The following is a 13,811-nucleotide window of genomic DNA, read 5'->3' on the forward strand; positions in this document are numbered from 1 at the left end:
GACCGGGGTACACGGCTCCGCGGCGAACGGACCCGTCTCCTGAAGTCACGTACTTTTCCCTGCTGTTGCCCTGTCCCTTGGCTACGGCCGGAACCGATCCTACGATGGACCAAGTCCAAGTCAATACGGCAGACAAGCCCATGAGAAGTCAGTTGTCGGACGACGCACACTAAGGCTGGTGGCAATGAGTGACCTGCTGGAACGGCTGCGCGGGCGCGGCTGGCGGATGACCGCTCAGCGCCGGGTGGTCGCCGAGGTGCTCAACGGCGACCACGTCCATCTCACCGCGGACGAAGTGCTCGCGCGTGCCACCGACCGGCTGCCGGAGATCTCCCGCGCCACGGTCTACAACACCCTCGGCGAACTGGTCTCGCTCGGCGAGGTGCTTGAGCTGGCCACGGACGGCCGCGCCAAACGCTACGACCCCAATGCCCACCGCCCCCACCAGCACTTGATCTGCTCGGACTGCGGCGCGATCCGCGACGTCCACCCCACCGGCGATCCACTGAGCGCCCTGCCGGATGCGGAGAGGTTCGGGTTCACCGTCTCCGCGGTCGAGATGACATATCGGGGGCGCTGTCCGGACTGCGCCCGCCCCTGAGGCACGGGCGCGCCCCTGCTTCCGCTGTCTCCGCTACGGCGCCATCTCGTACGTCCCCGCCAGCGACTCGACGGCCTCCCACACCCGCGCCGACCGGGCCTCGTCGACGACCGGGCGACGCACCGCACCCAGCGCCCAGCGCTGCTGCTCCTCGGTGGCGGAGTCCTTGCCGTGCAACTCGACGGCGTGCGCGGAGAAGTCGCGTACGAGGACGGCGAACAGTTCGTCGAGGACGTCCTCGTCGAGCCCGGTCAGGCGCGCCTGCTCCAGGATCAGCTGGCCATGCACAACCAGCGCGAACAGCTGGCCGACGGCGAGGAGGAGGTCGAGGTCACGGCTCTGCTCCTCGTCGGGGGCGGCGGTCGTCACGAATTCACACAGGGCGTCCGCCTGCTCCCGGAAACGCGCCACGTTCGCCACCGAGGCGTACGCGTCGTAGGCGGCGCGCCAGTCGTGGAAGTGTACGGAGCCGAGCCCGCGGGCCGGTCCCTGCCGGAAGAGGAAGGTGTCGTCGGCGGCGTCGAGGCGGGTCGGCACGGGCGCGTACTCGGCCGGGTCCAGCAGGTGGTTGCGCATGAACTTGAGGATCAGCGCGAGGTTGACGTGGACCGTGCCCTCCAGCTTGGGCAGCCCCCGGATCTCGATGGCGGCCTGGGCGAAGTAGTTGTCCTTCTCGAAGCCCTTGGCGGCGATGACGTCCCACATCAGGTCGATGACCTTCTCGCCCTCCGTGGTCACCTTCATCTTCGTCATCGGGTTGAAGAGGAGGTAGCGGCGGTCGTCGGGCCCGGCGGAGCGGAAGTAGTCGACGGCGCGGTCGCTGAACAGCTTCATGCCGACGAGCCGGACGTACGCGTCGGTCAGCTCGCGGCGCACGTGCGGGAAGGCGGTGACGGGGCGCCCGTAGAGGATGCGGTGGTGGGCGTGGGTGACGGCCTCGTACATCGCGTGCTCGCAGATGCCGATCGAGGCGGTGCAGAGGTTGAACTTGCCGACGTTGACGGTGTTCAGCGCGGCGTCGAAGGCGGCGCGGCCGGTGTGCAGGACGTCATCGGGGCCGACGGGGTAGTTCTCCAGGCGGAACTCACTCACGTACTTCGAGGAGTCCACGACGTTCTTGACCAGGTGGTACGCCTCGTGGCGGCTGTCGGCGGCGAAGAAGACGTAGCCGTCGGGGCCCTCCACGTCGGTGCGGCGGCCGAAGACGGAGACGAGCCCGGCGGCGTTGCCGTTGCCGATGTAGTACTTGGAGCCGGTGGCCCGGAAGCCGCCGTCGCCATCGGGTTCGAGAAGCATGTCGGTCGAGTAGATGTCGGCGCCATGGGCCTTCTCCGACAGGCCGAAGGCGAACACCTCGCCCTGGGCGAGGAGTTCGGCCGCCCGCTCACGGGCCGCCGCGTTGTCGCTCTGCCACACCGGGCCGAGGCCGAGGATGGTCACCTGCCAGGCGTACCAGTAGTCGAGCCCGTAGAAGCCGAAGATCTCGTTGAGTGCGGCGATGCGGGCGGTGTCCCAGCGCATGTCCGGGTTGTCTTCGGCCGCCGAGGCGGGGGTGAGGAAGGTCGCGAACAGCTTCTCCTTGGCGGAGAACTCCAGGAAATCCGCCAGCCAGGCCCGGGAGCGGTAGTCCTCGATCAGCTTGCGCTTGCCGCGGGCCTCGAACCAGTCGACGGTGGCGCGCAGCAGCCTGCGGGTTTCGGGGTCGAAGTGCGTCGGGTCGTAGGTGCGGGGGTTGAACAGCAGCGCGTCGGCCATGAGGGGTCGCCTATTCCTGAGGGGGTCGAGGGGTGGGGGCGGCTCAGCCCTGGGGACCGAGCCGGTGGAGGGTGTCGATCACGTCGTCGAGCCAGGCGAGCGTCATGCGTTCGTACGCGATGCCGCCGCGCAGCACGACGTGCTGGAGCTCCTGCCCGGCGTCGGGCGGCGCGGGAGCCTCGGGGCCGGTGAAGTCCCGCCGCTCCCCCGCGAGGTAGCGCGCGAGCCGGTCGGCGTGCTCCTGGCGGTGCCGCTCGACCTCGCGGATCAGCGCGACCGGGTCGTCGAAAGCCGCGCCGCGGATCTTCACGGCGAGCTCGTGCCGGACGCTCTCGGGTGCGATGGGCTCGTGCAGCCACTCGGACAGGACGGAGCGCCCCAGGGCGGTGACGGAGTACTCCTTCTTGTCCGGCCGCGCCTGCTGCGCCACCGCACGGGCATCGAGCCGGCCGTCGCCCTCCATCCGCTTGAGGACGCGGTAGATCTGCTGGTGGGTGGCGGTCCAGAAGTACCCGATGGACCGCTCGAACCGCCGGGCCAGCTCATAGCCGGAGCCCGGCTTCTCCAGCAACGAGACGAGGATCGCGTGCTCTAGCGCCATACGCCGATCCTTCTATGCAATTCGTTGCATAGACAAGAGTCACCGGCCCGGTGAGACGCGCCTCACCCGGGCGCCTCACCGGGAGCTACAGTGATCCTTCACAGATCCCGGGAGAACGAGGGGTTGCGTTGGGGGGAGCGAGGGGGCGGCGGCCCACCGTGGTCGTGCTCACTGCCTTGCAGGAGGAGTACGAAGCGGTTCGCCTGCACATGGAAGGTGTGCGCGAGGTCGAACTGCCGCAAGGAACCCTTGCCGACGTCGGCCGGATACCCGGGCTCGGCTGGGAAGTGGCGTTGGTCGAGACAGGCCCCACCAACACGCGTGCCGCGCTGATCACCCAGCCCACGGTCGAGTTCTTCGACGCCGAGGCGGTCTTCTTCGTCGGGGTCGCCGGTGCCCTCAAGGACGATCTCCGCCTCGGTGACGTCGTCGTCGCGCGGAAGGTCTACGGCTATCACGGCGGCCGTGAGAGCGCCGAAGGGTTCCAGGCCCGGCCTGACGTCTGGGAACCGACGTACAGCATGAGCCAGTTGGTGCTGTCCGCCCGCCGCAACGAACCATGGGCCTTCCTCTCCCCGCAGTCGCCGCCCGCGACGCCACCCGGCATCCGCTTCGAACCGATCGCGTCGGGTGATGTGCTCGTCGGCTTCCGTGACTCCGAGACGGTCCGCCGTATCCGAAGTCACTACAACGACGCCGCGGCCATCGACATGGAAAGCCACGGCGTCACCGAGGCGGTCAAGATGCACCGCACGGTGCAGGCGCTCTCCATCCGCGGCATCAGCGACTTCACCGACCCCGGCAAGGCCTCGCTCGACGCCGCGGGCTCCAAGGAGACGGCATCACGGCACGCCGCCGCGTTCGCGCTGCGAGTGCTGCGCGACCTGCGCCCCGCCAGGGCGGCGGCCACGGAGCGGCCACGGCCACCCGCTGTCATCGTCGTCTCCGGACCCGGTACCGACGCGGGCCCCACGACCTGGGAGAGCCGGCGCACCCTTGAGGTCGAGGGCCGGACGTACCTGCTGTACACCGGCCCCGGCGACCTTCTCCAGGAGTCACGCGACGGTGACGTGCTGCGGCGGCAGGCAGTGGCCTGTGCGGTGTCCGAGCGCGGCTCCCGTGACGCGTACGTGTGGCTGCGTCAGGTCGAACGTGGCCAGTCGCCGCCCGGGCCCGGCCGCTTCGACCCGCTGGCCGCGCTCGAAGAGGAAGCGTCCCTCTGCCGTGCCTGCCACGGCCCCGGCGTCGTCCAGCTGACCCGGCACGGGAACACCGCCACTCTGGCCCTGGCCTGGCCGGCCGACCCGCGTCTCGGCGGGCCCGTCAAGACCCTGCACGAGCTGCTGCCCGAGCAGCCCGAGCCGATGGACCAACTGCGCCTCTGGTCGACCGTCCAAGGGCTCGCCGAGGTCGCCGGAGTCCTGGAACGGCTGAGCGACAGAGGGCGCTCCCACCGGGCGCTGCGGCCCACGGCGCTGGTCATGAGCCGGCCGCGGACGGTGCTGCGCGACTTCGGCCTCGCCGCCGTACCGCCCCGCCCGGGCGAGAACGCGGGCCCCTACCAGGCGCCCGAGCAGCGGTACGGCTCCGGTTTCCGCCCGGGCCCGGCCACCGATGTCTACCAGGTGGGCGCTCTGCTGCACCGGGCGCTCACCGGCCGGGCCCATGATCCCGGGCTGCCTCTCCGCGTCGACCCGGCCGTGGCACCCGACAGCCTCGTCCACCTGGTCGCCGGTGCGCTGCGGCAGGAGCCGGCCGCGCGTCCCGGCATGCGCGCGCTCCGCCTCGCCTTGCGCGCCGCCGCCCGCGACCTGTCGTCCGCCCCGCCGCCCCCACGCTGAGGAGCGCCGATGTCCCTCACCACCGTCCGTCTGTCGGCTCCGCTGGTGCTCATCCCGGGGCTCTCCCTGGATGAGCAGCTGCGCGCGAAGGCCGAGACCAACGCCGGCCTGCCGGCCGGCATTCCGCAGATCGTCCGCGATCTGAACGAGCTCGAAGGCGGCGTCGCCGTCAGCCTCAGCGAGGGCAACGGCAAGTACAAGCCCTCCTTGCTGGTGCACACGCGTGCCTACCGGCTGCGCCTTGAGGCGACGCGCCGCGGTACCGGCTACTTCGTCAAACGCATCGATCCGCTGCGCCTCGCCGACCACGCACGCCTCGCTCGTTCGTGCCTCCTCGTGCGCCCGCCTTCCTGGCGGATGGTGTTCGAGCTCCGGGCGGTGCCCGAGGGTTCGGACGCCCAATGGCAGGATCTGGAGAAGGCGTGGCGAAGCCTCGGCCAAGGGCAACCAGAACCACGATCGCCATCGCCGGACGCTCTCGCCATCAGCGAAGCCCAGGCGGAATTCCTCGACACCGTGGGCCGGTTGATCGACGCGTCCGAGGAGATCACCACCCGGAAAGCGCGGGCGGCGGCCCCTTTTCCGTACGAGCGTGTGACGACCGTCGGCGGCAGGCGCGGCAGGACCCCGCAGTCCGTGTACGAGTTTCACCTGCTCGGGCCCGAGTCGCCGTCGATCGGCGACTTCGTCCGCATCCAGGGCGACACGGAGACTCGGGGCAAGGTGAGCCGGACGGCGGGGAGTTGTGCCACGGTCCGCTTCGACCAGCCCGTGTCGTGGGAGCGGCTGCCTGCCCGCGGGGCACTCGAACTCATCCCGATGAACGTGGTGTACAACAAGCAGCGCCAGGCCGTGGCGAGCCTACGGACCGCGGACGCCGGCAATCCGGGGCTGCTGCCGGCCATGGTCGAGCACCAGGTACGCGCCATCCCGCCCACGACCGCGCGGCCGCATGAAGACCTCGACCCCGAGCAGCTGGAAGCTTTCCGCAAAGCGCTGACCACCGAGGACCTGCTGGTCGTACTAGGTCCTCCTGGCACCGGCAAGACCCGGACCATCACCGAGATCGCCCGCACGTGCGCGGTCACGGCGGGCACCGGCGGTGGACGCGTCCTGGTCACCTCCCACACCAATCGCGCGGTGGACAACGTACTGGCGCGGCTGCCACGGGATCTCGTCGTCATCAGGGTGGGGGACGAGAGCAACGTCCACGCCGATGTGAAGCCCCTGCTCCTTGAGGCACAGGCGGAGAACCTGTCCGAGACGATTCGGCACAGCATGGCGCAGCGCACGCAGGCGTACCAGGAGGCGGAGGCCGCCGAGCCGTGGACGGCGGAGCTCGCCTCCCGGCTGGGTCGGGTCGACGAGCTGGCGCAGCGCGAGAAGGCCGCGGCCCGGTCCGTTCAGGAGGCGGTCCGGGTGGCCGCGGCCCCGGCCCGGGCGCGGCGAGCGGCGCTCCAGGACGAGGAGAACGAGAGGGCGTCGGCCCGGCGGTCGCTGGCCGAGCGGGCTTCGCGGCTCCAGGAGAAGGTGGGGACCCACCAGCAGCGTTCCGACTCCTGGCTGACCGGTCGGCTGCACCGGTCCAGGGCCCGGCGCGGGGAGGACGAACTCACGGCGGTGCGGGACGAGATCGCCCGGCTCGACGAGCTGGGCGTGGAGCTGAGCCGGCAGGCCGACGCGGCGAACGCCGCGGCGGAGCGCGCGGTCCGGGAGAGCCCTGGCGTCACTTCCGCCCTGGCCGCCCGCGAAACGGCCGGACAGCGGCTCGGCGCGGCTCTGCTCGCGGCCTACGAAGCCGCGGACATGGCGGTCCGGGCACTCCGCGCTGTCCTGCCGAGCCTTCCCCTGCCCGACCGGCTGGCGGACCCGGCCGCCGCGGCAGCGGCATTGCACGCCTTGCACGAGCAGGTGCGGCCATGGCTGCCGCTCGTCGCCCGGCGCGGCGAGCTCGCCCGGCAGTGGCAGGGCGCGATCAGCCAGGACCCGCGCCGGCTGACACCCGAACTCGTCCGCTACGCCCAGGTGGTGGGCGCCACCTGCATCGGCGCCGCGTCCCGCCGGGAACTGGCGGGAGTCGAGTTCGACCTGGGGATCGTCGATGAGGCCGGCCAGATCGGCGTCGCGGACGCGCTGGTGCCGCTGACGCGGGTCCGCCGTGGCGTCCTGGTCGGCGACGACCGGCAGCTGCCGCCTCTCCACGACCCCGAAGTGGCCGACTGGGCCCGGGACATGGGGGGCCCGGAACTGGTCCGGCTCCTTTCGCAGAGCGCCTTGGAGCAGTTGCGTGCCGGGCTGCCGGCCTCGCATGTGGTGCAGCTGACCCGGCAGCGCCGTATGCCCGCCGAGATCGCCGACTTCATCTCGGCCACCTTCTACGGAGGTGAACTCCTCACCGAGAAGGAGCACCGGCACACCGGCCCACTGTTCGCGAGCCCGATGGCCTTTGTCGACACTTCCGCGCTGCCCGACCGTGTTCGCCGGGAGTCGGGCGGCGGACGTGGGGGCCATGGTCTCAAGGGTTCCCTCAACACCTGTGAGGCGCTTCTTCTGGCGCGCCTCGCCGCCTTCTACCACCGCAGGGGCTCCGAATGGGTGGTGATCGTGCCTTACCTCGCGCAGCGCCGGGAGGTCATCCGCCACCTGCTCCCGCTGATCGGTGACTCTCAGCTCGCCGACGCCATGGTCGGCAGCGTCGACTCCTATCAGGGCGGGGAGAGCGAGGTCGTTCTGTACGGCTTCACGCGCAGCAACCCCGAAGGCCGGGTCGGCTTCCTCAAGGAACTGCGCCGCGCCAACGTGGCCTTCACCCGCGCCAAGAGCCAGTTGGTGCTGACCGGCGACCTGAGCACCCTGCTCCGCGCGGGCGACCCCGGTTTCCGCGCTCTTGCCGACGGTCTCCACCGGCATCTGCTCGCCCGGGGTGACCTGCTGGCCTACCAGGACGTCATGGCGGCGCTCGACGAAGCGGATCCGGCGCTCGACGAGGCCGCCGGCCCGGCTCGTGAAGGAGGCCGAGCGTGAGCGCCTCGCCGCGACTGATGCCCTTCCCCGCGGAGTGGGCCCTGGAGGACGCCGCCTTCGGACAGGGCATCGCGCCCACCCGGCTCTACTGCCTGCTGCTGCCCGTCTGGCAGGTGGAGATCCGCGCCGACATCACCGAGGGCGAGGACTTCTTCCTCATCGACCGCTTCCTGGGGCGTGGCCTGCGCCACGGCGCCCTCCACACCGTCGATGAACTCGCCGCCTTCTTCGCCCTGGACCGCGCCCTGGTCGCGCAGGCCGTGCGGTTCCTGACAGCGATCGGTCATGTGCGGCAGTCCGCGGACCGACTGACCCTGACACCGCTGGGACAGCGTTCCGTGGACGACGACATCCGCTATGTGGTGACCCGCCAGGACCGCAGGAAGCTGTACTTCGAGGCCCTCAGCGGCACTCCGCTGACCCGGGAGCACTACGACGAAGAGGTCGTCACCCTCCTGTCCGGCGACGGCCTGGCCCAGGCGACGCGCGGAGACCGCCACCCCCGCTTCACCCCGGTCCTCGGGATGTCCGACTTCGACGCGTCGGCCCTGGACCGCCTCAAGCACCGCAAGGACCGTGCCCGGTTCAACCTGCCCGTGGCCATGGACGCGCTGGAGAGTCTGGGCGCGGAACTCGTCTTCCTGCCGGTCTACGTGGTGCGGGGCCACGGCGGGCTCCTGGTCTACGGCCAGGCGGGAGCGGGGCGCGCGCACGACCCGGAGCTCAGTGAACTCTGCACGCGCGCACCTGAGCTGATCAACGCCCTCGACAACGAGGAGCAGGCGGAGGAGACGGACGAGCGGGTCCGGCGAGCCGCCCAGAACTGGCTCGGCAAGCAGAACCTGGAATCGGTCTCCCCCGAACAGGAGGCCGACGGGACCTGGACGGTGTCCTTGCCCGCCGCCGCCTTCCGCGGCAACGGCATCCCGGAGGCCCGCATCGGCACCTACCGCGTGGCAGGCAGCGGCTTCTTCCGCGTGTGGTGCAAGGAGCCGACGCCGCGGAAACGCGCTCTTCTCGACCGCCTGGACCAGCGTCTCGGCTCCCGACGCCATGTCAGCCTCCCCGAGGCGGAAGAGCTCATCGCTCGCCTCTGCCGGCAACTGGACCTCGATCCCCCGGAGCTGTCCCGGCTCCGGGCCGGTGCGGGGAGAACCGGCCACAGCGGCCTGGAAGCCCAACTGGCCCGACTGGAGGATGAACAGAAGTGATCGACACCGGCCAGCTCCTCCTCGCCGAGTACGACCAGATCAAACAGGAGCAACGGGCGCGGATCGGCTTCCGCGACAACCTCATCTACGCCACCCTTGGCGTCATGGCGGCCGTCATCGGCTCGACACTGGCGCGGGACGGCCAGCTGGAGTTGCTGCTCCTGCTGCCCCCGCTGTCGGTCACGCTGGGCTGGACGTACCTGGCCAACGACGAGAAGATCTCCGCCATCGGCCGGTACGTACGAGACGAACTGGCCCCCCGCCTCAAGGACCTCACACCGGAAGGCGGCGAGGTGTTCGGCTGGGAATCCGCTCACCGCCGCGACGCGCACCGGCGCTCCCGCAAGCGGATACAGCTCGCCGTGGACCTCTTGACGTTCTGCGCGGCCCCACTCGCCTCCCTCACCGTCTTCTGGCTGCTCGGCCCCGCGCAGTGGCCGCTGCTCGCGGTCTCCCTGGCTGAGACGGCCATGCTCGCCGGGCTCACTGTCCAGGTGGTGCGGTACGCCGACCTCGGAGGCTGACCGGCGGCTGCGGGGCTCGCTCAGCCCAGGAAACTCAGACGGACCTGCCGGTCGGGATTGTCGACGTTCGTGTCGACCAGGCACACCGACTGCCACGTGCCGAGCTCCAGGCTCCCGCCCACCACCGGCAGGGTGGCGTGGGGCGGAACGAGGGCGGGCAGGACGTGGTCGCGGCCGTGACCGGGGCTGCCGTGGCGGTGCTGCCAGCGGTCATCGGCGGGGAGCAGGGTGTGCAGCGCGGCGAGGAGATCGTCGTCGCTGCCCGCACCCGTCTCCAGGACGGCGATGCCCGCCGTGGCGTGCGGGACGAAGATGTTGAGGAGGCCGTCGCGGCCGGCCGCGGCCTCACGCAGGAAGGACTCGCAGTCGCGGGTGAGGTCGAGGACCCGCTCGCTCGAACCGGTGGTGACCCGCAGGACTCGGGTGGTGAACGCATCGGACATACCCTCATCATCCCCCATCTCGACCGGCGACCGGCGACCGGCGACGGCTTGGGTGTACCGGGAAGATCCCGGGCCCCGATGCAGTTAGTAGAACCGTGAACGACATCGGGGTACGAGACGCAGCCGCCGCGGCACCCGCGCACGACGTGGACGTGGACGTGGACGTGGTCGTCATCGGCGCGGGGCAGGCAGGCCTGTCCAGCGCCTACCACCTACGGCGGGTCGGCTTCGGGCCGGGCCGGGACTTCGTGGTCCTCGATCACGCGCCCCGGCCCGGCGGCGCCTGGCAGTTCCGGTGGCCTTCGCTGACGTACGGCAAGGTGCACGGCATGCACGCGCTCCCCGGCATGGAACTGACGGGCGCCGACCCCGCGCGTCCGTCGTCGGAGGTCGTCGGGGAGTACTTCACGGCGTACGAGGACCGCTTCGACCTGCGGGTACGGCGTCCCGTCGACGTACACACGGTGCGTGAGGGCGAGGGCGGGCGGCTGCTCGTGGAGACCTCGGCGGGCACCTGGTCGACGCACGCGCTGATCAACGCGACGGGCACGTGGGACCGGCCGTTCTGGCCGCGCTATCCGGGCCAGGAGACGTTCCGGGGACGGCAGTTGCACACGGCGATCTACCCCGGCCCCGAGGCTTTCGCCGGGCAGCGGGTGATCGTCGTCGGCGGTGGCGCGTCGGGCACGCAGCACCTGATGGAGATCGCTCCGTACGCGGTGGAGACCACCTGGGTCACCCGGCGCCCGCCGGTGTTCCGCGAGGGGCCGTTCGACGAGGACTGGGGGCGCTCGGCTGTCGCCATGGTCGAGGAGCGCGTACGTCAGGGGCTGCCACCGCGCAGCGTGGTGTCGGTGACCGGTCTGCCGGTGAACGACGCGATCCGGCAGGCCCGGGCCGACGGGGTCCTCGACCGGCTGCCGATGTTCGACCGCATCACGCCGACCGGTGTCGAGTGGGACGACGGACGGCGCGTCGACGCGGACATCATCTTGTGGGCCACGGGCTTTCGCGCCGCGATCGACCACCTGGCTCCGCTGCGGCTGCGCGAGCCGGGCGGCGGCATCCGCATGGAGGGCACCAGGGCGGCCGCCGACCCCCGCGTCCATCTGGTGGGGTACGGGCCTTCGGCCAGCACGATCGGCGCCAATCGCGCGGGGCGCGCGGCGGTGCGCGACATCCAGCGGCTGCTGGCGGGGGCACCGGTCGTGGTGTGATCCGACGCCCCCTGCGGCGGTCAGGGCCGTCGGCCCTGACCGCCGTCCCGAGGACGCTCAGTCGATGCTCAGTCGATACAGAACTCGTTGCCCTCGATGTCCTGCATCACGATGCAGGACTCGTTCTCCTCGTCGGCGAGCAGCACCTGCACGCAGACCGCGCCGAGCGCGACCAGTCGGTCGCGCTCGGCCTCCAGCGTGGCGAGGCGCTCGTCGCCCACGAGCCCGGTGCCGGCCCGCACGTCGAGGTGCACCCGGTTCTTGGCGACCTTCCCCTCGGGAACGCGCTGGAAGTACAGTCGCGGGCCGGCGCCGAGGGGTCGCTGCACGCGAACCAGGAATCGCGCTCCTCAGGCGGCAGGGAACGGTTGAAGTCGTCCCATGTCGTGAATCCCTCCGGCGGCGGCGGTGGGACGTACCCCAACACCTCGCACCAGAAACGAGCGACGCGCTCGGGTTGCGCGCAGTCGAAGGTGACTTGGAACTTCTTGATCGTCGATGACATCGGCGCACCATAGCAGGCCGCCTCCTGCACAACGCCGGTTGGTCTCGGGTGGGTTGGCGGCTAGGGTGACGAGCAGAGGATTTCGGGGGGCTCGCGTTGGATCGTCCGGCCGAAGCGGCGCGCGTGAGGCTCGGGCTGGTCGGGGGCCTCGCCGCACTGCTGGTCGTCGCGCTCGGGGCCCTGTACGCCGATGACAGCCGGCCCGGCACGGTGGACGCGCGGATCCGGGCGGCGGTGGAGGGCGTGGGGCCGCCGTGGCGGAGCGTCGCCCTGGCCACCGACTTCTTGGGCGAGCCGGTGGGCGCGGCGGTGCTGGTCGCGGTCACCGTGACGGGCTGCCTGCTGCTTCGGCGTCCTCGCGCGGCAGTGCTCGTCGTGAGCGGCACCGGTCTGGCCGTGGGGGCGACGAAGTTGCTGAAGCCGCTGGTGGAACGCACCATCCACGGTGACGGCAATCTGTCCTACCCGAGCGGGCACACCGCCTTCCTCACCGCGCTCGCCCTCGTGGTGGCGCTGGCCGTGACCGGTCGGCTCGGCCTCGGCAGGACGGGCGGCACCCTCATCGTGCTCGCCTCGGCGCTGGTCGCCGGTGCCGCCATGGGTTGGGCGCAGGTCGTCCTGGGCGCGCACTACCCGACCGACGCCCTCGGCGGCTGGTGCACCGCGCTGGCGGTGGTGCCGGCGACCGACCGGCTGATCGACGGGGCGGCCGACCGACTGGCCGACGCCGGTCGGCGGCCACGTTTCTGACGTCGCGTCACCTCATGCCGTGCGGCGGAACACGGGCTTCACCGGTCGCCCGCCCAGCCAGGGGTCGGGGTCACCTGCGTCCAGCGCCTTCCGGTACACCGCACACGCCTGGGCCACCACCTCGACGGTGCGCTCGATGTCGGCGTCGTCGAGCGCGCTGCTCACCACGAACGACGGGGCCAGCACCCCGCCCGCGAGGAGCTGCCGCAGGAACAGCGTGCGGTAGGGCTGCGACGGCCGCCGCTGCTCGTCGAGGGTGGCGAAGACGAGGTTGCTGGCCCGGCCCCGGACGAGGACGTGGTCACCGACGCCCAGGGCGGCCGCCGCCTCGCGGACCCCGGCGGCCAGCCGCTCGCCGAGGGCGTGCAGCCGGGCGGTGATGCCTTCCTCGGCGTAGGTGGTCTGCACGGCCATGGCGGCGGCCAAGGAGTGCGTCTCCGCGCCGTGCGTGGTGGAGAGCAGGAACACCCGGTCACCGGAGTGGCGCAGTCCGCCCCGCTCCATCAGGTCGCGGCGTCCGGCCAGCGCGGAGACGGCGAATCCGTTGCCCAGCGCCTTGCCGAACGTGGAGAGGTCGGGGACGACGCCGTACAGCCCTTGCGCACCCGCCTCGGACCAGCGCAGGCCGGTGATCATCTCGTCGAAGACGAGGACGCAGCCGTGCCGGTCGGCCACCTCGCGCAGCCCGGCGAGGTACCCCGGCGGCGGCTCGGTGTGGGTGGCGGGTTCGAGGATCAGGCAGGCGACCTCGCCCTGGTGGCGGGTGAGCAGCTCCTCCGTGGCGGCCAGGTCCCCGTACGGGAAGGCCAGGGTGAGGTCGGTGGTGGCCGCCGGAATACCGGCGGACATCGGCGTGGTGCCGATGAACCAGTCGTCGACGGAGAAGAAGGGGTGGTCGGCGCAGAGGGCCACGCGCGGGCGGCCGGTGGCGGCGCGGGCGAGGCGCACCGCGGCGGTGGTGGCGTCGGAGCCGTTCTTCGCGAACTTCACCATCTCGGCGGTGGGCACCGTCGCCAGGAAGCGTTCCGCGGCCTCGGCCTCCACGATGGACGGCCGGACGAAGTTGCTGCCGCGCTCGATCTCCCGCCGCACCGCTTCGAGCACGCGCGGGTGGGCGTGGCCGAGGCTGACCGACCGCAGGCCGGAGCCGTACTCGATGTAGCGGTTGCCGTCGATGTCCCACACATGGGCGCCATGGCCGTGGCTGATGACCGGGGCCAGGTCCTCGGGGTACTGGTCGTCGCCCTTGGCGTAGGTGTGCGCGCCCCCGGGGATCATGGCGTGCAGCCGTTCGTTCGCCCGTTGCGACCGGGGTAGGCGGAACTCTTCGGTGTCCACG

General features: G+C 71.4%; 11 protein-coding genes and 1 pseudogene. 7 read left to right on the forward strand and 5 right to left on the reverse strand.

Annotated features, from left to right (window positions below; genetic code table 11):
• The first annotated feature begins 184 nt into the window (after positions 1-184).
• Complete coding sequence (locus ACOBQB_RS12970) at positions 185-601, forward strand: Fur family transcriptional regulator (protein ID WP_423591570.1); 417 nt, start codon at positions 185-187, stop codon at positions 599-601.
• A 33-nt stretch (positions 602-634) separates the two neighbouring features.
• On the opposite strand, the gene ACOBQB_RS12975 is transcribed toward ACOBQB_RS12970, so the two are convergent.
• Both ACOBQB_RS12975 and ACOBQB_RS12980 read right to left on the reverse strand, forming a co-directional pair.
• Positions 635-2,356, reverse strand: coding sequence for an acyl-CoA dehydrogenase family protein (locus ACOBQB_RS12975; RefSeq protein WP_423591572.1), 1,722 nt, complete (start codon positions 2,354-2,356; stop codon positions 635-637).
• Positions 2,357-2,399: 43 nt separating this feature from the next.
• A complete protein-coding gene (locus ACOBQB_RS12980) occupies positions 2,400-2,957 on the reverse strand; it encodes a PadR family transcriptional regulator (protein ID WP_423591574.1) in 558 nt (185 codons plus the stop codon).
• Between the two features lie 164 nt (positions 2,958-3,121).
• Between ACOBQB_RS12980 and ACOBQB_RS12985 the strand changes: the two genes are divergently transcribed.
• Genes ACOBQB_RS12985 through ACOBQB_RS13000 form a run of 4 tightly spaced genes read left to right on the forward strand, consistent with a single transcriptional unit; the run spans position 3,122 to position 9,557 of the window.
• The gene (locus tag ACOBQB_RS12985) at positions 3,122-4,798 is read left to right on the forward strand and encodes a hypothetical protein (RefSeq protein WP_423591575.1); all 1,677 of its coding nucleotides are present in this window, start codon (positions 3,122-3,124) and stop codon (positions 4,796-4,798) included.
• A 9-nt stretch (positions 4,799-4,807) separates the two neighbouring features.
• Positions 4,808-7,822 carry an AAA domain-containing protein gene (locus ACOBQB_RS12990; protein ID WP_423591577.1) on the forward strand — a complete coding sequence of 1,005 codons (3,015 nt, stop codon included), beginning with the start codon at positions 4,808-4,810 and terminating at the stop codon, positions 7,820-7,822.
• Complete coding sequence (locus ACOBQB_RS12995; RefSeq protein WP_423591579.1) at positions 7,819-9,033, forward strand: hypothetical protein; 1,215 nt, start codon at positions 7,819-7,821, stop codon at positions 9,031-9,033. Before ACOBQB_RS12990 ends, ACOBQB_RS12995 begins: the two co-directional genes overlap by 4 nt.
• On the forward strand, positions 9,030-9,557 hold the full coding sequence (locus ACOBQB_RS13000; RefSeq protein ID WP_423591580.1) for a hypothetical protein: 528 nt from the start codon (positions 9,030-9,032) through the stop codon (positions 9,555-9,557). The genes ACOBQB_RS12995 and ACOBQB_RS13000 overlap by 4 nt, the downstream gene beginning before the upstream one ends.
• A 20-nt stretch (positions 9,558-9,577) precedes the next feature.
• Here the strand turns inward: ACOBQB_RS13000 and ACOBQB_RS13005 are convergent, their stop codons facing one another.
• Positions 9,578-10,000 carry a YjbQ family protein gene (locus tag ACOBQB_RS13005; RefSeq protein ID WP_423591582.1) on the reverse strand — a complete coding sequence of 141 codons (423 nt, stop codon included), beginning with the start codon at positions 9,998-10,000 and terminating at the stop codon, positions 9,578-9,580.
• 95 nt (positions 10,001-10,095) lie between these two features.
• On the opposite strand from ACOBQB_RS13005, the gene ACOBQB_RS13010 reads away from it, so the two are divergent.
• Positions 10,096-11,217: an NAD(P)-binding domain-containing protein gene (locus tag ACOBQB_RS13010; RefSeq protein ID WP_423591583.1), complete on the forward strand. Its 1,122-nt coding sequence runs from the start codon at positions 10,096-10,098 to the stop codon at positions 11,215-11,217.
• Positions 11,218-11,285: 68 nt separating this feature from the next.
• On the opposite strand, the pseudogene ACOBQB_RS13015 reads toward ACOBQB_RS13010, so the two are convergent.
• Positions 11,286-11,722 (reverse strand): annotated as a pseudogene (locus ACOBQB_RS13015) (VOC family protein).
• 96 nt (positions 11,723-11,818) lie between these two features.
• On the opposite strand from ACOBQB_RS13015, the gene ACOBQB_RS13020 reads away from it, so the two are divergent.
• Positions 11,819-12,472 (forward strand): phosphatase PAP2 family protein, encoded by a 654-nt coding sequence (locus tag ACOBQB_RS13020; protein WP_423591585.1) that lies wholly within the window; start codon positions 11,819-11,821, stop codon positions 12,470-12,472.
• Between the two features lie 12 nt (positions 12,473-12,484).
• Here ACOBQB_RS13020 and ACOBQB_RS13025 read toward each other — a convergent pair whose 3' ends face one another.
• Positions 12,485-13,810, reverse strand: a complete 1,326-nt coding sequence (locus ACOBQB_RS13025; RefSeq protein WP_423591587.1) for a glutamate-1-semialdehyde 2,1-aminomutase — start codon at positions 13,808-13,810, stop codon at positions 12,485-12,487.
• Position 13,811: the final 1 nt, after the last annotated feature.

It is taken from the genome of Streptomyces sp. G5(2025) (assembly GCF_049542075.1).
Classification (GTDB): domain Bacteria; phylum Actinomycetota; class Actinomycetes; order Streptomycetales; family Streptomycetaceae; genus Streptomyces.

What these genes read in the sequence shown, in the direction of transcription:
- ACOBQB_RS12990 (WP_423591577.1), top strand. Translation starts at nt 4,808, where the DNA reads ATGTCCCTCACCACCGTCCGTCTGTCGGCTCCGCTGGTGCTCATCCCG.
- ACOBQB_RS12980 (WP_423591574.1), bottom strand. Translation starts at nt 2,957, where the DNA reads ATGGCGCTAGAGCACGCGATCCTCGTCTCGTTGCTGGAGAAGCCGGGC.
- ACOBQB_RS12970 (WP_423591570.1), top strand. Translation starts at nt 185, where the DNA reads ATGAGTGACCTGCTGGAACGGCTGCGCGGGCGCGGCTGGCGGATGACC.
- ACOBQB_RS12975 (WP_423591572.1), bottom strand. Translation starts at nt 2,356, where the DNA reads ATGGCCGACGCGCTGCTGTTCAACCCCCGCACCTACGACCCGACGCAC.
- ACOBQB_RS13005 (WP_423591582.1), bottom strand. Translation starts at nt 10,000, where the DNA reads ATGTCCGATGCGTTCACCACCCGAGTCCTGCGGGTCACCACCGGTTCG.